General features: G+C 51.2%; 17 protein-coding genes and 1 riboswitch. Of the genes, 5 read left to right on the forward strand and 12 right to left on the reverse strand.

Annotated features, from left to right (window positions below):
• Nucleotides 1-142 precede the first annotated feature (142 nt).
• The gene (locus Q4563_RS10140) at nucleotides 143-3748 is read left to right on the forward strand and encodes a beta strand repeat-containing protein (RefSeq protein ID WP_303604433.1); all 3606 of its coding nucleotides are present in this window, start codon (nucleotides 143-145) and stop codon (nucleotides 3746-3748) included.
• Nucleotides 3749-3950: 202 nt separating this feature from the next.
• Here Q4563_RS10140 and Q4563_RS10145 read toward each other — a convergent pair whose 3' ends face one another.
• Nucleotides 3951-6527 carry a TonB-dependent receptor plug domain-containing protein gene (locus tag Q4563_RS10145; protein ID WP_303604434.1) on the reverse strand — a complete coding sequence of 859 codons (2577 nt, stop codon included), beginning with the start codon at nucleotides 6525-6527 and terminating at the stop codon, nucleotides 3951-3953.
• 1202 nt (nucleotides 6528-7729) lie between these two features.
• On the opposite strand from Q4563_RS10145, the gene Q4563_RS10150 reads away from it, so the two are divergent.
• Nucleotides 7730-8290 carry a YdcF family protein gene (locus tag Q4563_RS10150; protein ID WP_303604435.1) on the forward strand — a complete coding sequence of 187 codons (561 nt, stop codon included), beginning with the start codon at nucleotides 7730-7732 and terminating at the stop codon, nucleotides 8288-8290.
• On the forward strand, nucleotides 8280-12215 hold the full coding sequence (locus tag Q4563_RS10155; RefSeq protein ID WP_303604436.1) for an amino acid adenylation domain-containing protein: 3936 nt from the start codon (nucleotides 8280-8282) through the stop codon (nucleotides 12213-12215). The genes Q4563_RS10150 and Q4563_RS10155 overlap by 11 nt, the downstream gene beginning before the upstream one ends.
• Before the next feature lie 77 nt (nucleotides 12216-12292).
• Here Q4563_RS10155 and Q4563_RS10160 read toward each other — a convergent pair whose 3' ends face one another.
• The 5 genes from Q4563_RS10160 to Q4563_RS10180 all read right to left on the reverse strand — a co-directional run bounded on the left by Q4563_RS10160 (nucleotide 12293) and on the right by Q4563_RS10180 (nucleotide 17944).
• Nucleotides 12293-13420, reverse strand: coding sequence for a glycoside hydrolase family 3 N-terminal domain-containing protein (locus Q4563_RS10160; RefSeq protein WP_303604437.1), 1128 nt, complete (start codon nucleotides 13418-13420; stop codon nucleotides 12293-12295).
• Between the two features lie 667 nt (nucleotides 13421-14087).
• Nucleotides 14088-14855 carry a choline/ethanolamine kinase family protein gene (locus tag Q4563_RS10165; RefSeq protein WP_303604438.1) on the reverse strand — a complete coding sequence of 256 codons (768 nt, stop codon included), beginning with the start codon at nucleotides 14853-14855 and terminating at the stop codon, nucleotides 14088-14090.
• A complete protein-coding gene (pnuC, locus tag Q4563_RS10170; RefSeq protein WP_303604439.1) occupies nucleotides 14848-15465 on the reverse strand; it encodes a nicotinamide riboside transporter PnuC in 618 nt (205 codons plus the stop codon). The genes Q4563_RS10165 and pnuC overlap by 8 nt, the downstream gene beginning before the upstream one ends.
• Nucleotides 15462-15725: a hypothetical protein gene (locus Q4563_RS10175; RefSeq protein ID WP_215974776.1), complete on the reverse strand. Its 264-nt coding sequence runs from the start codon at nucleotides 15723-15725 to the stop codon at nucleotides 15462-15464. The genes pnuC and Q4563_RS10175 overlap by 4 nt, the downstream gene beginning before the upstream one ends.
• A gap of 71 nt (nucleotides 15726-15796) precedes the next feature.
• Nucleotides 15797-17944, reverse strand: coding sequence for a TonB-dependent receptor (locus Q4563_RS10180; protein WP_303604440.1), 2148 nt, complete (start codon nucleotides 17942-17944; stop codon nucleotides 15797-15799).
• A gap of 52 nt (nucleotides 17945-17996) precedes the next feature.
• Nucleotides 17997-18095, reverse strand: a riboswitch (TPP riboswitch).
• A gap of 155 nt (nucleotides 18096-18250) precedes the next feature.
• On the opposite strand from Q4563_RS10180, the gene Q4563_RS10185 reads away from it, so the two are divergent.
• Nucleotides 18251-18595 (forward strand): HopJ type III effector protein, encoded by a 345-nt coding sequence (locus Q4563_RS10185; RefSeq protein WP_303604441.1) that lies wholly within the window; start codon nucleotides 18251-18253, stop codon nucleotides 18593-18595.
• 352 nt (nucleotides 18596-18947) lie between these two features.
• On the opposite strand, the gene Q4563_RS10190 is transcribed toward Q4563_RS10185, so the two are convergent.
• The 4 genes from Q4563_RS10190 to Q4563_RS10205 all read right to left on the reverse strand — a co-directional run bounded on the left by Q4563_RS10190 (nucleotide 18948) and on the right by Q4563_RS10205 (nucleotide 22001).
• A complete protein-coding gene (locus tag Q4563_RS10190) occupies nucleotides 18948-19811 on the reverse strand; it encodes a UDP-2,3-diacylglucosamine diphosphatase (RefSeq protein ID WP_303604442.1) in 864 nt (287 codons plus the stop codon).
• Between the two features lie 160 nt (nucleotides 19812-19971).
• Nucleotides 19972-20757, reverse strand: coding sequence for a zinc ABC transporter permease subunit ZnuB (znuB, locus tag Q4563_RS10195; protein ID WP_303604443.1), 786 nt, complete (start codon nucleotides 20755-20757; stop codon nucleotides 19972-19974).
• A complete protein-coding gene (gene znuC, locus Q4563_RS10200) occupies nucleotides 20750-21511 on the reverse strand; it encodes a zinc ABC transporter ATP-binding protein ZnuC (protein WP_215974782.1) in 762 nt (253 codons plus the stop codon). The genes znuB and znuC overlap by 8 nt, the downstream gene beginning before the upstream one ends.
• Nucleotides 21504-22001 carry a Fur family transcriptional regulator gene (locus Q4563_RS10205; protein WP_215974783.1) on the reverse strand — a complete coding sequence of 166 codons (498 nt, stop codon included), beginning with the start codon at nucleotides 21999-22001 and terminating at the stop codon, nucleotides 21504-21506. Before Q4563_RS10205 ends, znuC begins: the two co-directional genes overlap by 8 nt.
• A gap of 102 nt (nucleotides 22002-22103) precedes the next feature.
• Between Q4563_RS10205 and Q4563_RS10210 the strand changes: the two genes are divergently transcribed.
• Nucleotides 22104-22976, forward strand: coding sequence for a metal ABC transporter solute-binding protein, Zn/Mn family (locus tag Q4563_RS10210; protein ID WP_303604444.1), 873 nt, complete (start codon nucleotides 22104-22106; stop codon nucleotides 22974-22976).
• Here the strand turns inward: Q4563_RS10210 and Q4563_RS10215 are convergent.
• Nucleotides 22950-23222 (reverse strand): hypothetical protein, encoded by a 273-nt coding sequence (locus tag Q4563_RS10215; protein ID WP_303604445.1) that lies wholly within the window; start codon nucleotides 23220-23222, stop codon nucleotides 22950-22952. The genes Q4563_RS10210 and Q4563_RS10215 overlap by 27 nt on opposite strands.
• Before the next feature lie 251 nt (nucleotides 23223-23473).
• The gene (locus tag Q4563_RS10220; RefSeq protein ID WP_215974786.1) at nucleotides 23474-23749 is read right to left on the reverse strand and encodes a hypothetical protein; all 276 of its coding nucleotides are present in this window, start codon (nucleotides 23747-23749) and stop codon (nucleotides 23474-23476) included.
• Between the last annotated feature and the right edge of the window lie 11 nt (nucleotides 23750-23760).

Here is a 23760-nt window from a genome sequence, read left to right on the forward strand (position 1 = left end):
TCACAGCCTAGGTTTGGCTTGCTTGGCTTTAATATTTAGCCTGATAGGCCAGAATGCGCATGCGGTAGCTTTTACTGAGACTTTCACAGCAGATCCCACAGGGGGTAATCCGACAGCCTCTTTTACAACGACCAATGGGGGGGTGTCGTTTACTTATACTTTTACTGCTGACGGACAGGGCGGTGATTTTATACACGATACACAAGGGGATGGGGATGGCGGAAGCAATGGTATTAATATGGAAGACGGTGGATTAGGGGGAGATACCGAACGAGTTATTATTACTAGAACAGACGGCAATGACTTTGTTTTTAGCAGTATTTTTCTTAACGCTCGGATTAACACTCAGATTTTGACTGTGCAAGGCTATGAGGACGGTGCAGCGGTGGGCGCAGCGCAAACTATTGCCCCGGGCGCAAACAACACACTGATGTTTGGAAATATTACGGTTGATGAGGTAAGAATCACGTCAGCAGAATTTTATCAAGTCGTGTTAGATTCATTCAGCGGTAACACCACAGTTGCCGCTAACACCCCTCCCACCGCAAGCTCATTTACAGCGGCGAATGGCCCGTATGAAGATGCCACTTACACTTTTGCCACGGCCAATTTTGGTTACAGTGACGGCGATGGTGACTCATTGTCGCACTTGCTTATTGAGGCGCTACCGGCTGCTGGCACACTTTATGTTGATGCCAATTCGAGCGACACCTATAACGCTGGCGAGGAGCTTTCTGTTTCTGATCAGGTCAGCTTGGCTAATCTAAACGCCGGTCATTTACAGTACGTTCAGTCAGGCTCGACCGATACCAGCTTCCAGTTTGAAGTAAACGATGGCACCGATACCAGTACGGGCAACTATGTAGCCACGCTGAATATGACCCCAGTCCCGACCGTTTCCATAGCGGTATCTCCAACCAGTCGGGCAGAATCCAACAACACAGCCAATGTTATTACCGCGACTTTATCCGGCAGCTATGTGGCTAGTACGGTAGTAAATTTGGGTTTTACCGGTACTGCAACCGGTGCGGATTACACGGTATCATCGGGCACCATAACCATAGCCGCAGGCTCAACCACCGGCACCGCAAATATCACTAATGTTAATGATGGTGCCCAAGAAGGTAATGAAACGGTGGTGGTTGATATTACAAGTGTCACCAACGGCGTAGAAAATGGTATTCAGCAAATAACTTATACGATTGTTGATGATGACTTCCCCCCTTCTGGTTATGCCGTGGCCTTGGATCAGGCCAGTATTAATAGTATTAATGAAACCGCTGTCAGTTTTACGTTTGCCGGCGCAGAGATAGGCGCGACTTATAACTATACCCTCAGCAGCGACGGTGGCGGCTCTAACGTGACGGGCTCGGGGACCATTACCACCGCCACCGACCAAATCACTGGTGTCGATGTGAGCGGGCTGGGTGATGGCACTTTAACTTTATCCGCTACGCTCACCAATGGTGCGGGTGCAGGTGCAGCCGCCACCGATACCGTGAGCAAAGATGCCACATCGCCCAGCGGGCACTCAGTGACTTTTGATCAAGCCTCTGTGACGCAGGCCAACGAAACAGGTATTAGCTTTACCTTTGCCGGAGCTGAGGTGGGTGCGAATTATAGCTACACCATTAGCAGTGATGGCGGCGGTGCCAATGTGACCGGCTCTGGCACCTTGGCGAGTGCGACCGCGCAAGTAAGCTCGCTGGATGTTAGCGGTTTAGGTGACGGCACGCTGACACTGTCAGTCGTATTGACCGATACGGCAGGCAATGCTGCCACGGCAATCACCGATACCGTGAGTAAGGCGACTACACCACCCAGTGGTTATTCCGTGGCCATGGATCAGGCCAGTATTAGTAGTGCCAATGAAACCGCTGTTAGCTTTACGTTTGCCGCCGCACAGGTAGGAGCGACTTATAACTATACCCTCAGCAGCGACGGTGGCGGCTCGAACGTGACAGGCTCAGGGACCATTACAACCGCCACCGATCAAATTACAGGTATCGATGTGAGTGGGCTGGGTGACGGCACCTTAACTTTATCCGCTACGCTCACCAATACTGTGGGAACAGGTGTGGCCGCCACCGATACCGTGAGCAAGGATGCCACATCACCCAGTGGGCACTCAGTGACTTTTGATCAAGCTTCGGTGACGCCAGCCAACGAAACGAGCATTAGCTTTACCTTTTCCGGTGCCGAGGTGGGTGCGGATTATAGCTACACCATTAGCAGTGATGGCGGCGGTGCCAATGTGACCGGCTCTGGCACCTTGGCGAGTGCGGCCGCGCAAGTAAGCTCGCTGGATGTTAGCGGTTTAGCTGATGGCACGCTGACGCTGTCAGTCGTATTGACTGATACGGCGGGCAATGCCGCTGCGGCGGTAACCGATACGCTAGCGAAGGATGTGCAAGTACCAACCGGCTATAGCGTGAGTTTTGACCAGGCGTACATTAACGCCACCAACGAAGCCGCTGCCAGTTTTACTTTTGCGGGGGCCGAAGTCGGTACCACTTACCAATTCACCATTAGCAGCGATGGGGGGGGCGCTAACGCCACTGGCAGCGGCACGATTGCAACCGCTACCGATCAACATACCGGGTTGGATCTAAGCGGCCTGAATGACGGCACCTTAACCTTGTCCGTTACCTTGACTGATTCCAACAGCAATACCGGTGTCGCTACAACCGATACCGTAACTAAAGATGTGATAGCGCCATCGGGTTACAGCGTGAGTATTGATTTGTTGGGCGAGGCACAAATTAATGTCACCAATGAATCCGTGATTGAGTTTATGGGCACAGGTTTAGACGTGGGCACCACGCTCAACTATGCGTTTACCAGTGATGGCGGAGGGGTGCCGGTGACAGGAACCGAAACGGTAAGCGCCGCCTCAGAGCAATTTGATAATGCGGGAGCAGGTTTTGATCTCAGTGGGCTAACCGACGGTACCATCACCTTAACCGTCACTCTGGAAGATGCGGCGGGGAATGTTGGTACAGATGCGACCGATACGCAAACCAAAGATGCAGGCCCCCCGACGGGTTACACTGTTAGCTGGGATGAGGCGTTAATCAGCGCGACAGAGGCAACTGCAGCCCCCTTTACCGTTAGCAACGCAGAAATTAGTGCGACCATTGACTACAGCATTAGTAGTTCGGGCGACGGCAATACCGCCACCGTAACCGGTAGCCTCGTCGCGACCAATGCAACACAAGCATTGAGCGCGGATATCAGCTCGCTGACTGATGGCGTACTGACCGTTGAAGTAACACTGACAGATGCAAGCAGCAACTCGGGCGCGCCGGTATCCGACAACTCGGCCAGTTTAGAGACCACTGTGCCTTCTGGTTACTCGGTAACAATTGATCAGGCAGTGCTTGAGGCGATTAATATTTATGCCGTGAGCTTTACCTTTGCCGGTGCCGAGGTTGGGGCTACTTATCAATATACATTCAGCAGTACCGGTGGTGGTGCCAATGTGACTGGCAGTGGTGTAGTTGCCACAGCCACTGATCAAATCACAGGTATTAATCTAAGTACCATGGCTCCCGGCACTATTACGTTGTCGGTTACACTGGAAGATGCCGCTGGTAACCTTGGCGCTGCTGCCACGGCATCACGGGTACTGGCAAGTAGTGCGCTGGGCCCTGCCCACTTACCGGTAATGGGATGGCAGTCTTTGTTACTGATGTGCATGGCGTTAATATTTACCGGCATTATATCGTTGCGATATAGGACCGGTTAATGTTGCCTATGGCATAAAAAAGGCTTAGCTCGGGAAACCGGGCTAAGCCTTTATCGTGTTAATGGTCCCCTAGCTAAACAGGGGCTTGTTAAAGTGAAGCATTGAATAACCCTCAGCCTGGACACCGCTAAAAAAATCTAATGAAAGCGCCCGCCCCACGGTTGATGTCGACTAAGCTTGGAACTTAGCTGTTCTCTCGGCGTTAAAAACGGTAGTTAACCCCCAGCGAATAAAACGCGCCGTTAAAACCAAAAGGCGCGCTGCGGCGCGAGTAGCGAAACACGGTGTCACTGGCCATGTCTTCGGCACCGGCGGTGGATTCAAACAACCCGCCGCGCGAGTTGGTGTTGGTGACCTCGTCTGGCGTGACATCAAAAATATTATTGCCGGAAAAATACAGTTCCAGTTGGTCGGTTAAGTCATAGCCCAGGCGTAGGTCGGTTAGGGTTTCGGCACTGTAGGTTTGTGGGCTGCTGTCTACTACTGTGTATTCGCCGTAGCGGTTAAAACTCAGCGTGGCCGAAAAGTCGCCGCGGTGATAGTCGCCGGTTAATGCCAGTCGATCTTCTGGCTGCCAGGATTCGACGATTGAAATATCCTGTGAGCTAAAGACCACGCTGGGGTCTAGCGAGGCAATGGCGCCGCTTTGTGGTACATAGGTGCTAGTAACTTCGGTGTCCGTGTAGTTGGCGGCAAAGGTAATGTCTAGGTTGCCATCCAGAAGTTCCACGTCAGTGTAGGTGGCCACAACATCCACCCCACGGGTTTCGGTATCGGCTCCATTTAAAAAGAATTGCGCGGCGGCCACATTGGCCTCGGTTAACGCCGTTTGTAAAAGGCCGTCGCCCGGATCGTTATCAGCGGTTAGCTGGTTGCTGATGCCGATGCGATCTGCAATATCAATTGAGTAAACATCCACAGTGACACTGAATTGATCGTTAAATTGGGCCACCAGCCCCAGGCTGATATTCTCCGATTGTTCCTCGACAAGCTCGGGCACACCCAGCGCGCGCACCACATCACTGTCGTTGCGAAAGGTGCCCACGGTAACCGCGCCGTCGTCGCGAATTTGTGTGCTGATATTATTAAAATACAATTGTTGCATGGAAGGCGCCCGAAACCCCGTACTGTAGGCGCCGCGCACAGTTAGTTGTTCGGTTATATGAAAATTGCTCGCCAATTTGTAGTTAAAAGTATCGCCAAAGCCGTCGTAGTCATCCCAGCGCACAGCGGCGCTTACCAGCCAGTTGTCCGTAACCTGATATTCGCCATCGACAAACAGCGAGACCACTTGCCGGCTTTCGTTCACTGCCGAGGCCGGGGCAATACCATTAAAGCCCTGAATGGCGCCGCCGGCATCTTGCGCGTACAGGGCCGCGCCGGTGTTGGGGTCGGTGTCATAATCGTCCCACGCGTAGCGCTCTCCGGCGGTAATGGCGTAACCGTCGCGGCGCCACTCAGCGCCATAGGCGAGGTTAATATCGCCCAAGCTCTGAGTTAGGTTAATGTTTAGAGTTTGCAAGTCCAGCGCTAAGCCATAGGCGTCTGCCTGACGGGGCATTTGAGCGCGTACCTCGGCATCGCTTAGGCCTTGTCCGTAACGCAGGTAATTGGCGTAAGAGTAGTTACCGCTGTTTTCGGTGGTGTAATCAATGGTGTTTTCGCCGTAGGTATAGGCAACATCCAAATGCGTGTGTGCGGTTAAATCCAGCGCGTAACCCATACTGGCCGAAACATCGTTAATGACCGATCCAATAATGGGTAAAAAGCCGTCGGGGTCGACGGGGTTTAAGCCATCACTCAGCAGCGCATTGTCGACGTCATTAGTGCCGGTGGGGTTACGGTAAAACGCGCCGGACTGATTGTCGCGGCCCGAATAGGTGACAAAACCATACAGTTCGCCGGGGCCCAAGTCTAAACCGGCATTGACCGCAATGGTGTACTGGGTAGAATCGGCATCGCCAATGCGAAAGCCATCCCGCGCGGGGCCGTTGACTTCTTGTTGGCTAAATTCATCGGCCGGCTCTAGGTAGCCATTGCCGTCGGTATCAACGCAGCCACCGTAGAGGCAGCCACCTTGCGGGTCGGCCCGATTGGTGTAGGCGCGGTCGCGAAAGTTGGCGGTAAAATTAACAAAACCGTCGCTGCCCAGCGCCAAGCCTTTGTTCACATCTAAGTTGACGGTTTCGCCGTCGCCCTCGGCGGTTTGGCCCACAGAGCCCGATACTGATCCGCCCTCGCTGGCATCTTTAAGTACAATATTAATAATGCCGGCAATAGCATCCGAGCCGTACTGCGCCGCGGCACCATCGCGCAAAACCTCTATGCGGCCAATGGCGGCGGGGGGAATCGCGTTTATATCCGTTCCTGCGGTACCGCGCCCCACCGAGGTATTAATGTGCACCAGCGAGGCTTGGTGGCGGCGCTTGCCGTTGATCAATACCAATGTTTGGTCTGGCCCCAGCCCGCGCAAGGTGGCGGGGCGTAAGGCATCGGTGCCATCGCTCACCGATGAGCTGGAAAAGTTAAATGAGGGTGCTACCGCTTGCAGCATACGCCCAAGTTCGCTTTGCCCGGTGCGCGCCAGCGTCTCGGGGGTAAACACGTCCACCGGTACAGGCATGTCGTCCAAGGTACGCCCCACAGTGCGCGAGCCTAGAATTAAGACCTCTTCAATGCGAGGTTCATCCGCTACCGACTGCGCCAAAGCGCTGGTGCTGCAAAAAGGGAAAAAAACAGTTGAACAGATTAAAGGGAAAAGGCGTGCATTCCTCTGCATAGGGAAATCTCCGTTAAGTATTTGAAGCAATTATAGACAAGACCGAAATAACCTAAAAGAAAAGAACCAAAATAGAGGCCAGGTAAATAGCCAAAGTGGGTGATATAGAATGAGGATAAATTACTATTGAAGTGCGTATCTAGCTGAAAATTTTTGGTTAATAATATTAATTGGAAGGTATTTGAGTCAGAGGGCTGTCGCTTAATTCGTTTTTATGCCGAGTCGGATTAAGTTTTTACTAACAGCAGAGGTGTCTATGTAGAAAATCAATCGCGCGAAGCATTGCACTGGAGTATTACAATCTTATTCGGTTATGCCATTGCGATGGCATGACCATTATTATTATCAAAGCACTGCTGTTTCAGGCTTGTCAGTCAGTGCTTTTCGCGGCGTAAATAGCTCTTATGCCCGGGTTCTTCCTTCGGTAATTTTTTGCTCAGTAAAAATATGCCCATATTTAAACAACAACAATAACGATTCAAGCCGAATCTCGGTTTAAAAATCAATAATAAATGTAATAGACAAAGCGACGGTAAGTGTATTGCGCCGGACAGTAGCCATGGCCCAGTATGTTCACGCTGTAGGCTCTGGCTGATATTGTAAATATTCACCACTGGTATATTGCAAACAGCATGGAAATAACCGATAAAACAAAATTGCCAGATCGATCAATGCGTTTAAAAGCACCTGCTATTAATGCTGTTTCCCAGTTCTAACTCGACCACTTTAGGATGAACCTCTTGCAGTAGTTGCCTGCTAAAGCTGCCCTTGGCATTTATTTTCTCGTCAAGTCCTGGGCTCAATCTCAGTACACGCATTTGAATATCTCTTTATCGCGGCTGATTTGGTATCCAGTCTCGCGTTCACGTAGCGCTTAAAATCACATCTTGTTATGATTAATTACTATAAAGAACATCATCTAACCTAGCTATGCGAGCAGTGATGTACCCGATTTGGCTTTGACGCGAGCGGAAAATTTACACGTTTATGTGGGTAAAGTTTGTAAATTGATGCGAAAAGGTTTGGACGTGCTGTTCAGAATAAGTGAGAAGGCGGTGGATGTGGCGCACTGGTTGTATGGGCCGCTACCGTGAATTGGTTCAGTGTTTATTGATGAAAAGCTCTTAATTTTTTGGGGTCGAGCATAGCGAAGTAATGCAGTAGCCCGCTAACAAAGCGTTTAATATTGATGGTAGGAGTTTATGAGTGAGACACGAGATGCTATTGGGAAATTTTTGTTTGTAGCCGATACGAAGCAGCTTGTAGATTTGGTAATAGTGGCGGCGAGCCCCAGTATATCGAGTATCCAGCCTGCTATTGAAATGTATAAAGAGGGTTTGACGCCTCGGATTGTGATTTCAGGTGCGGGAATCATGACAAGTGGCGTACTTGAATGGCAGGGCTATCGTGACCACGCGCTAGCACACGGTGTGGCTGAGGCAGACTTGTTGCTTGAAAAGCACGCAACAAACACCAAGGAAAACATGATATTTACCTCCGCACTTGTCGCCTCAAGCACCGGGGGGTGGGATGACATCCACAAGGTGGCTCTTTGCGCAAAACCTTTTCATATGCGGCGTGTATTAATGACAGCTTGCCAGCACTTGCCGTCACATCTTCGGTTTGTATCCATCCCGCCCAACGACCCTGGTGATATTGCCCGCGATACATGGTGGCAATCCGAGTACGGTAGAAAGCGTGTGCTCGAAGAGTTGGGGCGCATCAGCACTTATGCAATGAAAGGCGATCTCGGTGGATTTTAAGGGCAAGAACATCCATGTGATCGGTGTTGGTGGTAGTGGTATGTTTCCACTTGCGCTCCTTTTATGTGCGGCTGGCGCTCAAGTCAGGGGGATTGATCACGCTATTTCGGATAAAAAGCGCCATGCACTTACCGAGGCAGGTGCCCGCATTCTGTTGGATAAAGAAAATGGCTTAGCTCACGATTTCTCATCACCTAAGAGCTGGCTGTGTATTGTTAGCCCTGCAATTGCTGCCCATCACCCAGACTTGCGCGCTGCGCGACGTCTTGGCGTAAGAGTATTGAGTCGTGCCGAGGCGCTCGCCTTGGTAGTGGCTGAGCGCGAGACAGTCTGCATTGCCGGCAGTCATGGTAAATCGACAACAACCGCTATGCTTAGCTGGGTGTTTACCATGGCGTCTCAAATCGATATCGGTTACATGGTTGGGGCCGAACTGGACACTACTCTACCCGCTCGAGCCGGCTCTAGCAGCGCCCCTTTTTTTATGGAAGCTTGCGAAGCTTACCGAGCGTTATCTAGCTGGGCAGCCAGCCATGCGATCTTAACCAATGTTGATGACGAACATGTTGAGCAGTATGGGGGTGATAATGGCCTCGCTGAAGCTTTTGTTGGGTTTTTATCACGAGTGCCGAAAACGGGGGTGCTCGTCGTCAATGGTGATGACCAAAAGGCTTTAAATCTTGCTCAACAAGTGGGGCGTAATATCATTAGTTGTGGCTTCAGCGCGGGCAATGATATACGGGTTGTCGAGCGCGACGGTGCACTACATATTGAGCGCGACGGCAATTCTCTCGGTATTTTAAACCTGGGTGTTGCCGGGCATCATAATATACAAAATGCAGTGCTCGCTTTCGGTATGGCACTGGAGCTAGGCCTTGAAGCTAGCCAAATTTTGTTAGCGCTGGCCAGCTTCCAAGGTGTGAAGCGTCGTTTACAGGTGGTGAGTGACATTCACCAACCGCGAGTAATTGATGACTTTGCCCATCATCCCGCCGAGATTTCAGTGGGGTTACACGCTTTGCGTAAAGATACATCCGGGCGTCTTATTGCTGTGGTGGAGCCTCAGCTACATAGCCGTATCTCTCGTATGGCCGATGAATTCGTCGCGGCGCTGAGCCTGGCCGATAAGTGTTTTATTTTGCCTGTGGCCGCCTTAGGAGAGTCCACAAGAAAAGGTTGTGGTGATCAAGCGTTAGCGCAAGCCTTTAGTCATGCTAAGCGGAATTATGAAGCCGTTACTGATCGGGCTGAGTTGTTGCAGCGACTGTCGGATTTTGTGGCCCCAGACGATACTGTCATTGTTATGGGTGGGCACACAATTTCGGGTTTTGCTCAACAGCTTACTGCCCGTCTCGCCACACCTAAGTCTGCGCACGTTGCTAACCTCTCGGTGCTTGTCGGGGCTCAAACACCACCACCGCCCGATTTGCTTGCGCTTGTGGTCGATCATGTACGCAATACCCCCGCAGCGCCAGCCATCGAGATGGGCCATCGCGTTCTAAGTTACGCTCAGCTTTGGCAGCGCTCTGCAGCGTTAGTCGCGCGCCTGCGGTTGGCCGGAGTAGAGAAGGACGATGTGGTCGGTATTTATCTCAAGCCGAATATTGATCGAGCTGTATCTTTTTTAGCGACCTTGCGCATCGGCGCCATATACTTACCGCTTGACCCGTCTTTGCCTGAGCAACGCATCGCTTATATGCTTGATGATGCTTCTGCAAGTGCCGTTATTGTGAATGCCGCTAGTCCTTCACTTCCTCCTGATGCCCCCGCTTTTGTTTCAAGTGACCTTCTCGATGTTGAACCATTAGGTTCGGTCGGTGCCACTAACTGTCACAAGCCGAATGACTTAGCGTATTTGATTTATACCTCGGGCACGACGGGCAAACCGAAAGGGGTTAATATTGCTCGTGGTGCAATTGCCAATTACGCCGTCGCGGTTTGTGCGCCGTTTAAACTAACGAACCAGAGCCGCGTGTCATGGGTTAGTGCGTTTGGTTTTGACGTCAATATCGGAGATATAGTATTTACTTGGGCGGCTGGGGCTTGCCTCGTTATGCCAACCGAGATCGAAAGTCGTGCCGGTGCACCAATTGGATATTTTACTGCCCAAAAACGTATTAGCCACCTATCGTTAACTCCCTCGGCTCTTAATTCGATTCCGATCGGTAACTATCCAGATCTTAAAGTCATCATCCTAGCCGGCGAGTCTTTTCCATCGGCCCTCGTCCGGGCCTGGAAGCACAAAGGCCGCACTTTTATTAACGCTTATGGGCCCACCGAGGCCACGGTCGAGGCGACCTTTGCGTATTGTGATGGAACCGATCCAATTACCATTGGTCGGCCTTTTGACAATATAGGCGTGTGTATTCTTAATGCAGCGCTAGAGGTCGTTGAGGTAGGCTGCGAAGGAGAGCTTTGCTTATTTGGTGCCGGTCTGGCCGCGGGCTATCACAATCAGCCGGAGCTGACGGCGGCGCAGTTTCCAACATTGCCCTGCTCATCATGGATCCAAGACCAAACGGAGTTGCGAATCTACCGCACAGGTGACCGCGCCAAAATTAATGTCGATGGCGATGTTATTTTTTGTGGGCGTACGGATGATCAACTTAAGATTCTCGGGCACCGAGTTTGTCTCACTGAGATAGAAACAGCCCTTTGTGCTCTGCCCGATATACACGATAGTGCGGTAACCGTGGTGCAGGGTAAAGACGAACATGCGCGCTTAGTTGCTCACGTTGTATTAGCCCCCAGGGTGTTATCTCTCGATATAAAGACGGTGCGCGCCGCTTTAGCGCAATCGCTGCCGTCCTATATGCAACCCTCAATTTTGCAGCCTGTTGCGCATATTCCGCTCACCCCTAATGGCAAGCGCGATCGGGCCGCTTTGATCGTACCACCTTCGGCGCTTGTGCCCAAAGCCACCAAGGCACCGGCCACCGCCATTGAGAAACGTCTGTTGGAGTTGCTGGCCGAGGTCGCCCCCACGGTACAAATCGATGGCATTCGCGACAACCTTAGCGATGCCGGCATGGACTCCATTGACTTAGCCGCACTGCTTGTGGCCATTGAGAAAGCTTACGGCATTTCGCTAGACATAGCTTTCTCTGCGGGCAGTGAAACTATTGAGTTTTTATCGCTATCGGTTGAGGCAAATTTGGCAGCGACTGTGGTTGCATCAAGTGAAAAGGCAATGCAGTCGAAACTGACCAACATTGTACTGCCGCATTTAGCAAGCTGGCCCGGGCAAGCCGCCACCGCGCAGGGGCTTTTACGGCAAAACCGTAAAAACACATGCGCTACAGTGCTTTACTGGATGTTTCAGGCTGGCAGTGAGTTTTCCGCCTTAGAGCAGGCCGTTGCACCGGCCGGAATAAAAGTGATCGGTACCCGCTCGGGGCACCTTCTATATAAATATACCGATACCAACCTAGCGGCCATTAGTGCCTCGATTGCCGACGAGATCGAACAGCTGCACACCCGCGGTCTCATTCACCTTGGTGGTAACTGTCAGGGCGGAATGATTATGCTACATGTCGCCAAGGAGCTTCTTCGCCGTGGGCGTACATTAGGGGCGGTTATTCTAATGGAGCAAGGCCGCTTTCCGGCTCACCCTGGACCGGTCGCTTTAGTGTTTGGTGATGGTAGCTATCTCAATCCTTATATGTTGATGGATAATCCAGATGCTGTCTTTAAAGCAGCCTATCCACTGGGGTACAGCGTTGATATTATCAAGGGGCGGCATGGACAATACTTCGCCTCACAAAACATTGCCTCACTGGCCTCGGTAATCACGCGTCATGTGCATAACTGCGAACCTGTCAGAGACTCTTTAGCGGTATTAAAGCTATTTATTAAAATTAGAAAATTCTGTTCTGAGTTTGGGCCACGGTTGGCTCGCCACTTTTCTGGTGACCCATTAGCGTGACTGAATAAAAAGACTTAACGTTCACGGTAAAAATTATTGCCAAAAAATACAATCTTAAAAATATCTGAGATAAGGTGTTAATTTTGTAAAACAGAGCCCTGCTTTTCCTGATGCCGAAGCTTGCGTACCCGGTTGGCCGCGGCTAATACTTGAGCTTCGCTAAGCTGTCCCTCTGCGATAGCTGTGCGAACCCAACTTACTGCACGTTGAGGGAGCAAGGGGTCATAGTTAAAGAGATTCTTGATCATAATAAGATCGTTGCCAGCGGCGATTGACTTCACCAATGCTTCGCGCCTGCTCATGACTCGGCTCATCGCTTTCATATCAAGGTCATCGGTAACGATGACCCCTTTATAGCCCAAACGTTGACGTAAGAGGCCCGTAACAAGCGTTGTGGATGTCGATACTGGTAGGCCTTCGGGGGCAATTGAATCAATCCGCAGATGCCCGGTCATCATCAATTGTGGTGGGTTGGGGGAGGCGAGCAAGCGAATAAATGGCTCCAGTTCCTGTTCGGTCCAGGTGGTAGAGATGTTGGCAATAGCGGCATGACTATCGTTTACGGCTTTGCCATGGCCGGGAAAGTGTTTGGCGGCACATAATACGCCTGCGCTCGTAAACCCTTCTACAAAGGCTTGCCCATAGCTCGCAATAACTTTGGGGCAGATGTGGTAGGCGCGACCGTGACGTCCAATTCCGGGTGTGCTTGGCACATCGATATCCAGCACCGGCCCCAGGTTTACATTAAAGCCCAGATTGCGCAATTCGAACCCAGCTTGGCCATACAGCGCTCGAGCCTCGGGCAGAGACATTGTTGAGGCAATTTCGCGGGCTCCGGGCAAATAGGTAAAACCGTGCGCTGTGGTTAAGCGTTGCACAATGCCACCTTCATGGTCGATGCCGAGCAGTGGCCTGCATTCATTGCGGCAAAACAACTTGATAAGTTCTTTAACTTTTTTCAGTGAGCCGATATTTTGACTGACAAAAAAGACGCCCCCAACCTGACCGCGGCTCATTTGTCGAGCCAGAAGCCGGGCCGAAGGGGATTTGGAATCTGCGCCATAAAAGCCAATCATCAAAATCTCGCCGACGGCTGCGGCTAGCGCATCTTGTGAACGAAACCACCCAAACCAAGCCGCAGGATAATCGAACATTCCGCGCGCAATACCAAAGCCTGCTAACGCTATGCGTTTAAGTTTATGCACAGATATCATGGGTGTTATGAGTTCACGGGTCAGTATCGGCTTAAGGCATTAGTGTTTAATGTGAGACGCAAAATGTACGAGCATGCCATGGTGTTGCCCCTAAAAGAATCAATATTTGAGAAAACGTCGTAGGCAGCATATTGATACGTAATAATGGTCGGGGCTAAAAAAGAGAGCTAATACTTGCTGCTCTAAAAATGTCTGGGGCGAGCTAATTTCGTTGTCCCCGATCTATCGAGTTGTGTTGCGGATGCCCATATTGTTTAGATGCAGAGGCTTAGCTTACGAGTCATTGTAAATTGCTCGCTCTGTAGCGGCAAATGATTGTTCGTAAAAAGAAGTAGCCTCTGCAGTTTCATTGCGAAAAAGCCACGTAATTTTATCTAGTAACAAATAAAGCAAGGCGTGGCAGTTTTGTGCTAAAGGTCATGCAAACCGGAAAAACCTTGGACACCATTGGTTGCATTCCGATTACCAAGTGCTCGAGCTCACTCAAACTCCCGCCAGTGTCACCACCGCGAAAACCGAAAAACCGTGGTGCAGATAACGCAGTAACCAATGGTAAGTTATACGTTTTGAGGGTGGTTACATATTAAAAACAGACATGGTATAGCTTAAAGCGGATAAGAGTAGCTGTTTTAAGCGGCGAACCCTGTATGGGTACGAATTACACTTTTATCCGCTGTTGTTTAATGACCACTTGCACACGCTCCCAAAGATCGTTGGTCCATCGGGCCAGGTCGTGAATAAAGGGTTCGCGCACAAGGCTTGGGCTGATACTCCAGCGGTCGATGTCCGGGTGGCCGATGGCGGCGTATTCCCAGTCGATAAGGTAGAGGCGTCCGCCGGTATCCAGCACATTTTCCGGAATCATATCGTGGTGGGTGAGCTTGGGGTGCCAGTCAGCTTGATCGAACGCTTCCAGCTCGGGCAAAAATGTTTGCCACTGCTGGGCTAGATCTGTAGTTATGGCTTGCGCCCGCGATAGAAAATTCCAGTAATGATTTAGATAGGCAAGGTAGCTGCGCCGGCTGGTAGCGGGGTTAAGCGCTTGCACGGTTTGTAGCAGATTAAGTAGACGCTTGCGCTGGATAGGGTTGGTGAAATCGCTGCTGTTCCAGGTGCGGGCCTCAATAAAAGGCAGTAGGGCAAAGCGCTGATTGGGATCGCGATGAATAGGCTCTGGAGCAATACCCGCGTTGGCAACGGTGTGGGCAATTTGAGCTTCGTCGCTGCGGTTGATACCCAGATGACGACCGCGCGGATTATTGATGCGCAGCACAAGGGCTTGCTCTACCCCCGGCGCTTTCACTTTAAAGTTGCGGTTGGTGCGCCCACCGGGAATGGGGCCAAGAATTTTAGGCGGCTCGGTAATGGGTAGTGGCCAGTCGCGCCAACCCGCCAGTATGGCTTGTAATACGTTTTGTTCAGGCATCGCCAGTGGTTTGTAGGCGATAGTCCCTGCGCCAGTTGATCAGGCCAAATATGGAAATAATCAAATACGATACCAGCAGCAGCGCTGTTAAATACAGGCCGCGGTCGATAAACAAAAATATCGATATGCTGTTGATGACCATCCAGTAAAGCCAGTTTTCCAGTATTTTACGAGCCACCATAAAGGTGGTGATGACGCTGGCCCAAGTGGTGAAGGAGTCTAAGTAGGGCCATGCAGCCTCAGTATACTGCATGAGTAGGGCTCCAGACACTAGGGTAATGGTTAAGATGCCGGCACCGGCCTTTAGGTGTTGCGTTAAGCCCCAGCGTCGAATGGGAAGGGATGTGTCATTTTTACCTCCGTGACGCCACTGCCACCAGCCATATACGGCCATGACCATGTAGTACACATTAAGACCGGATTCCATCAGTAGTTGAACATCCCAAAACAAGACCGTGTAAATGGCAGTACTGGCAAAAGCGCAATACCAGCAAAGACTGTTTTGTTTTACGGCTAACAGTAAATAGGCAACCGCCAGGGCGACGGCTATAAATTCCCAGGCCGACATTTGTTGTATGGCTGTTAACAGTTGCTGTTTAAAGTCGCTCATGTATTGGTCTCGGGGAGAGCTTCAAAGCCCGGTAGAAATTTGGTGACAAATACCGCTTTGCCCCAAGTCTCGACGCTGTAGCGCAGTCCTTCGGTGAGCACTTGCATAACGCGTTCGTAATCGCCGGTTATAAGTGTGCAGGTGGGTTTGGTGCTGATCAGCAGGCCTTCTTGTTGATTGAGCCAATCGATAAACCCTTGAATCGGGGGAATATAGTCTTCGTTAAACGGGTACATACTGATTTCGACCGATAACTTCATGGCGAACTCCTAAGAGGTGTCCGGCAGGTTACCCTGCCGGCGCTTGGTGTGGGCGTTTAGGTTATTGTGGCTTAAAACTGCACCTTGGCGCTAACACCGTAAACACGAGGCTCGCCGTATTGAGTGTAGGGCTCGGTGGCGTAGGCTTTGCGCGGATCGTTACCAAAGCTGCCAAAGCCACGCACCAGCGTGTCTTCATCGGTCAGATTGCGCCCCCACAAGGCGACTTCCCAGCGACGGGTGGTGTAGCCGAGGCGGGCATTTACCAGCTCGTAAGCGTCAGATTGCGCCTCGTGGCGACTGGAGAAATAAAAGCTGTCTTTGCCTTCAACCTCTACCCGCGCAAAGAGTTGCTCGGTAAAGAAATACTCGCCACCGACGGTGAACTGATAGCGTGGTGCGTGGGGCAGGTCGTGGCCGGACAAGTCGTAAGGCGTGCCTGTGTCTTCATCCGCTTTGGCGTGCGCGTAGCTGGCAAATTCGTCAAACTCCGAACGCAATAAACCGAGACTGGTAAACAGTACCAGTGAATCATTTGCTTGCCAGTTGATTTCGGCCTCTAGGCCATAGGCGCTACCTGCGGTGGCGTTGGTTGTGTAATCGGGAAAGTCACAGGGGCAGCTATCACCGGCGAGCGGGGTGACCAGAGATTGTTTGGTTTGGACGTCGTCACGGTCTTGATAAAACAGCGCCAAGTTGGTGTTTAAAGTGTTGTTCAGCGCGTTAAATTTAGCACCCGCTTCGTAGTTCCAGAGAAACTCAGGTTGGTATTCACGGTTTTCCACCGCGATAGAGTTATTGCTATTAAAGCCACCGGCTTTGTAGCCACGGGAGACCAAAGTGTAAAGCAGAGTGCTGTCGCTCGCTTGATATTCAAGGGCAATTTTTCCACCTAGCATATCGTCGCTGGGCTCAAAGCTGGCGCTGTCACTATCGTGATAGCTGGCGGTGCGCTCTTCATAGCGCAGACCGGTTACCAGGGTTAATGTATCGGCCAGCGGAATATCCAACTGGCCGTAAACTGCACTGCTCTCGGCGTCGAAGTGGCTGGTAAAGGTGCCTTCCAGATAGGTTTGTTCGCGGATTAAAGCTTCGTTTTGATCGCGGTAATAAACACCCGCTACCCAGCCCAGCTCACCGGCCTGGGTGCTGGATACTAAGCGTAAGTCAACGGTGGTGTTGTCGATATCGCGTAGATAATTGTCGGTGGAGTTGTAGCCGTATTGCTGTTCGCCTTCGACTACACAGTTAAAGTCTTGGCACAAATCGGGGTAGGCCCAGTCCTCATCGTAACCATATTCAGTGTCGGATTGAGCGTGACTAACCAGTCCAACAAAATTAATGCTGTCGGATAGTTCCAATTGTAAGCGGGCGGAGCCTGTTAAGGTTTCAATCCGGTCGTGGCCGGGATTGTCGGATAACGTGCTGCGGGTGTTGTCCAGCGAGAAACCGTCGTAACCGTTATCGACATTGACATACAAGCCGGTCACATCCAGCGTAATCTTATCCGCCGGTTGCCAGCGCAGTTTGCCGCGGGCGGTTTGCTCGTCTATGTTGGCATTGTCATCCGTGTTGAGGTAGGCATTTTCCTGGTAGCCGTCTGAGGTATTTTGCTCTAGCGCAAGACGCCAGCCGAGGGTGTCGGTCATGGGGCCGCTGAGTGTGAGGGCGGTGTTGTAGCTGTTGTAATTGCCCACGGTTGCGGTGGCTTCGCCACTAAATTCGTCGGAAGGCGCAGCGGATACCATATTGATTAAACCCGCCAGCGCGTTGGCTCCGTATACCGTGCCCTGAGGACCGCGCAAAATTTCGATTTGGCTGATGTCCAGCGTAGTGGCTGCGCCGCCCAGGCCGGTTAAATCAATGCCATCGACCAACAAGCCTACCGAGGGGTTAACGGGTTCGACGAACTGGCTGCGCTCGCCGATACCGCGAATTTGAAAAAAGCGGCCGCGCGAGGCGCCGGCGGAAAAGTTTACATTGGGGGCGGTGTTTAAAATCTCGGCTAAGTGCTGGGCGCTGCGCTCGTTAATGGCGTCGGCGTTAATGACCGTGGCACTGGCCGCCAGTTGAGTCAATTCGGTCGCTCGAAAATCGGCGGTCACCACCATTTCTTCAATGGCTTGAGGGGCAGCTTGTGCATTGGTCGTTAGGGCTAAGCACAGTGCAGACAGGGCAAAAGTCTTGTGCGGTAAACGGGGTGAATAAGCGTGGCTCATAGAGTCTCCAAATAGGCGTAGGAGACCCGGCATGCAAAGATAGCGTAGATAAAAAGAGGTGCTCATCCTATCCCTACGCCGGCATTAACCGGATCAGGTTCAACGGGTCCGCATATGCGTCTCAGGCCAAAGGCCCCCCCGAGGATTCAATCTTGCGATTTGTTGTGGCGTATTTTACGCTGATTTAAAGCCCCTCGCCAGTACAAAGCACCTGTGGGCGATCAGACAGTGTAGAATATCGTTAGAAATCAACCCCCCGAGGCTAGCTAAGCGCAGCTATCAGGGCTATTTAATGAAGGCGATAGAATGACTCTGGATATTTTTCTCACCAAGTTAACCTCAGAACCGCTTAATGTTGAATTTAAAGAGACGATGGCCGTGATTGATGCTTGCTACGATTACACGCCCACCGCTTTTAAAAATGGCGATACGCAAAACGCTGCTGGCACAAACGAGGGTTCTTGCAAAATATTGGCGTTTGGTTTGATGAATGGCCTAACCGAGGCGCAAACTCTAGCGTGCTTTGGCCATTTTTATCGCGAAGATGTGTTGCAAAATCCAGAGGGGGATGATCACGCCAACATTCGAAACTTTATTCAATATGGCTGGCAAGGTGTTCAGTTTGATGGCGATGCATTGGTGTTGAAATAAAGAGCTTTTGTAAAACTCTATAAGCTGTATAGACTACTTATTTTAATTTGACCCATCTTCAAAGGGTGGGGCGGAAGTTGTAAGCGTGTGGCTATTATTAGCGAGCCACACCGACAGGGCCTTCATGCTTTGACGATACTCGCATGAACTGCCCTCTTTGTCGTTTTGTTGCATGTACCTTGCCTACCCGCTTACCCCCTCTGAAGTAGATGTCCGTTCGGCCAACTACTGGGATTTAAGTGCAACACTTGATAGTTAGCCAAATCTATCCATGGGGCTTTTATCGAGTATTTGCTCCGTTTAAAACAAAATCTGGTTTAGTGGCATCGCTGTTGCAATGATGTTTACAATGTTAAGCGGCTTGCTCGACCTTGCCGTTATTATTTTTGTCTTGTTGCCACTGCACTTGATCACTGTAATGCAGTAGACGCATCTCGCCGGAAAAATCTTCCACAATAGCTGTACAGCTTTCGATCCAATCACCGGTATTACAGTAGCGAATCCCGTCTTTTTCCAGCATGGCTGGGTAGTGAATATGCCCGCAAATTACACCGTCGAAACCGCGGCGGCGCGCTTCGTCCATCGCTTCGTTTTGATAGGTTTCTATTGCATCCTTGGCGCCTTTAATATTTTCTTTAATTAAGCGAGCGAGGGAGAAGTACGGCTGGCGCATCCATTTGCGCCAGCGGTTGGCCCAGCGATTGATAAACAATAATAAGTTGTAACCAATATCACCAAAAAAGCGAGTAATAAGCGATAGATTAATATAAGCATCCATGGCGTCGCCGTGCATGATTAAGTAACGTTTGCCGTTAGCACAGGTATAAACGTGCTCTTCAATAATTTCGATGGGCCCGAAAAAATTGCCGCAAAAACGACGCATGGGTTCGTCGTGATTGCCTGGTACATAAATTACGCGGGTACCACTGTTGGCTAATTCGTACAGCTTGAGCATGACTTGGTAATGCTGTTGCGGCCAGCGAAATTTTCGTTTCATGGCCCACATGTCGATAATGTCACCCACTAAATACAAAGTGTCGCAGCTAATATTGTCGAGAAACTCTAATAAGTAGCTGGCTTTGCAATCGCGATACCCCAAGTGCAGATCAGAAATCCAAATGGTTCGCCCTTTTATTAATGATGTAGGGGAGGGGCTATTGTTGCTAGTGGAGATTGGTTGTTGGGTAGACTTTTCACTGGCAGTCATAGTTGTCATCGTCACGGCCTCAGTGTTTTGATGAGCAAAGTCTGGTGTTTTCGCATGACAGTCAGGCAACAAATTGGTGAAGGTTTGGTTACATAATGAACGCAGAACGCAGAACGCAGAACGCAGAACGCAGAACGCAGAACGCAGAACGCAGAACGCAGCTGTTACTTTAAAGTTTATTGGGTTTAAGCAAAGACAGAATAAAAATAGAGGTAGTGCCGAGGACGATGGCGGGCCCGGCGGGCCAGTCCCACAAGTATGAAGCACTTAGGCCGGCCACAACGGCCAATGCCCCGATTCCTGTTGCGGTTAACGCCATTTGCTCGGGAGTATGGGTTAATCGGCGAGCGGCGGCGGCGGGAATAATCAATAGGGCGGTAATTAAGAGGACGCCCACAACTTTCATCGCAATGGCGATCACTAGCGCCATTAACAGCATCAGTGTGGTGCGCACGAGTGTGACGTTTACCCCTTCAACGTGGGCCAGATCTTCATGCACGGTAATGGCCAGCAGTGGTCGCCACAGCCAGATTAACAAGGCAATCACAAGGGTGCTGACAATCCAAATTGCCACTAAATCGGTGGGGGAGGTGGCGAGTATGTCGCCAAACAGGTAACCCGTTAAATTGAGGCGAGCAGGGCCGATAACGCTGATGGTCACCAACCCCAATGCTAAGGTGGAGTGTGACAAAATGCCCAGCAAGGTATCACTGGCCAATTGGCGGCTGCGTTGCAGACCCACCAAAATTAACGCTATTGCTAAACAGCCAAAGGCCACAGCAATATTGAGATTGATATCCAACAATAAGCCAAGGGTGACACCGAGCAGCGCCGAGTGAGCCATGGTATCGCCAAAGTAGGCCATGCGCCGCCATACCGCAAAGCATCCCAAAGGTCCGGTGGCCAGCGCCACGCCAAGGCCTGCAGCCAGTGCCAGTATTAAAAACTCAGGCATGGTGTGAGTGGTCCTGATCGAGCTCGGCGCAGTCATCGTGAGCGTGGTCGTGATGATGGGTATACAGGGCCACTTGGGCCTCGGCTTTATGACCAAACAATTCCAAATACGCCGGGTGGCTGGTGACTTGCTCGGGATGGCCGTGACAGCACACGTGGCCATTTAAGCAGACAACCGTATCGGTGGTAGCCATTACTAAATGCAAATCGTGGGAAATTAGCAAGACGCCGCAGTTAAGCTCGGTGCGAATATCATTAATCAGGGCGTAAAGTGCGGCTTGGCCGGCGACATCCACACCTTGAACCGGCTCGTCTAAAACCAGCAGTTCGGGTTTTTGCAGTAGGGCGCGCGCCAGTAATACCCGCTGAGTCTCCCCACCAGATAGTGCCTGCATGGGCTGGCCCAATAAGTGGGGGGCGCCGGTACGTTCGAGCGAATGCCTAACTTCAGTGGCCTTGCGGCCGGTGAGGGTTAAGAACCGTTGCACCGTCATGGGTAGGCTGGGGTCTAGGTGCAGCTTCTGCGGCATATAGCCGATGCGCAGTTTGGGTCGGCGATAAAGCTCTCCGCTAGTGGGCTGGGTAAGACCAAGTAGGGCGCGCACTAGTGTGGTTTTGCCTGCGCCGTTGGGGCCAATTAAGGTCACAATTTTACCGGCCTCTACGACAACAGAGGCATTGTCAATCAGAGTCTTGCCGCCGCGCACAACGCTTAGTTGGTCTGTTTTAACCAGGGTGTTAACCGCTTCAGCCATTGCTATCACTCTGCGCTCGACAGTCGGGACACAGTCCGAAAACCTCTAGCGACTGAGAGTGCACATTAAAGCCAGCGCCTTGGGCGGCTTGATTAATGCTGTCGCTGACCTCGGGCGATTGTATTTCCTCGGCCCGGCCGCAGTCGTCACACAATAAAAAATGCGAGGCGTGTTGGTGATCGGGGTGTGGGCAGCCGATAAATGCATTCAAAGCGCCAATACGGTGAATCAGTTTTTGCTCCAGCAGAAAGTCCAGTGCTCGATAAACTGTGGGCGGCGCTACTGGCTTGGGGGCTTCGGCGGATAACAAGTCTAACAGGGCGTAAGCGCCCAACGGTTTGTGGCTTTGCCAAATAAGTTCAAGCACTTGTTTTCGCAACGGGGTCAGGCGTACCCCGCGCTCTTGGCACAAGGTGATCGCGGCTTGCAGGGCACCGCTGACGCAGTGTTGGTGGTTGTGGCGACTGAACGCAAGAGGAGCTTTACTCATACGTCGATTGTAACCGATATGTTATAGTATAACTAATATTACTTTTTCGCGGATCATTGCATGCTTGTAAAGTTTAAGGGCCGTTGCGGTTGGTGGATCGGTGTGGCATTTTCAATGTGGTTTTTTGCCTCCCCGGTTAAAGCGGTTGAATTGCTGGCCAGTATTAAGCCTTTAGCGTTGATTGCCAATGAGTTGGCGCTGGAGTCCGACCGGGTTGATTACATGTTGCCCGCAGGGGTGTCGCCCCACGCCTATGCATTGAGTGTCTCGCAAATGCGTCGCCTGCACAGTGCCGATTTAATTCTTTGGGTTGGTCCCGAACTAGAATCATTTTTGCAAAAACCCGTGCGTGCGCGCTCGGCCGGGCACGTATTGACCTTGGCCGACCTGACCGGTTTGCACTGGCCGGAAGAGAGCGCCGCTGAAGCGCAGCATCACGATGATCATCACGACCACGCACATGAACACGATTTACATTTATGGCTCAACCCGCAAAATACGCTGCGGGTGGTGGATGCCTTGGCGCAGCGTTTAGCCATATTGAATCCGGCCGGGGCGGCAGCCTATGCCGAGAGAGCTGATGAATTTAAAGGTCGATTACGTGCTTTGGATGCTGAGTTAGAAGTGCAAATGCGTGCGATAAGTGCGCGTGGTTTCGCCGTTTATCACGACGGTTATGGGCACTGGGTTGCGCGCTACGGCCTTAATCAGGTGGACTATGTGACGGTTACCCCCGACCAGGCGCCGGGCGCAAAACATTTGGCACAACTGCAAAAACACCTGCGCCAAGAGGCGAGCTGTTTGTTTGTTGAACCCTATAGTGATGTCAGTGGGGCGAAACGCATGGCGCAAAATTTAGGCTTGAGCGTCGCAGAGCTTGACCCGCTCGCGAGTGCCGCCGATCTCAATAGTTACGAATTACTACTGCGCCATTTGGCCAATCGCTTTTCAGCCTGCCTGCTTGGTCAGCTCTGACATTGGCATAAGATTGATGCCGCTGCGATTGAGTAGGCTGAGTTGCTGAGGGTATAGTTCACCGGCTAAATGCTCACAACATGTTTGAACATCGGGGTGGATCGTGACGGCTGCCGCGCGCAGTAGCTGAATTTGGCCTTCGAAACTGGAGAGCCGGAAGCGGTTACCGGTATGGCGGTAAACCAAGCTCGCCAGTTGCTGGAGTCGATAAATCGCTGCTTGTGTAAAAATGATTTTGCTGCTCATTGTGTGATTCCCTTCTGACCATGGGCCAGTGCAAAGTCATATTGTTTGTAATCAATAGAGTGTAGGCAATGTGTTTCGATATGCGGGTAGCATTTAAAAAACTGTGAACTCTTTTGCTTAGATATTTAAGCCGCAGCAGATCTTTTGGTTATATGCTGACGCATGAATCCCCAAAAGTTTTATTGCTGACGGTTTCTTAAAAGCTTTAATTACAAGCAGTGTTGGATTTGCTCACAATCGGTCTAAGGTTTTTATAACCCTAGGCGACGCTTCATATCCTGTTCAAACTTCTGATCGAGCTTGGCGCTGATTTTATCGGCCAAATCGTCTGAGGTTTGAGTTACTTCCAAGTCGACTACTTTTAACTCTTCGGCAGTGTTAAGTGCTTCTTCAGTTTTGAAGTTGATGGCTTGGGTGGTTTTGGCGGCGGCCAGATTTAGGCGTTCGCTCATATCTTCTTCGGCTTCATTGGCTATTGCGCCGTTTGCTAATAGCAATCCTGCCAGTAATACACCATAGGTCTTCATAAGATGCCCTC

It is taken from the genome of Gilvimarinus sp. 1_MG-2023, from assembly GCF_030548285.1.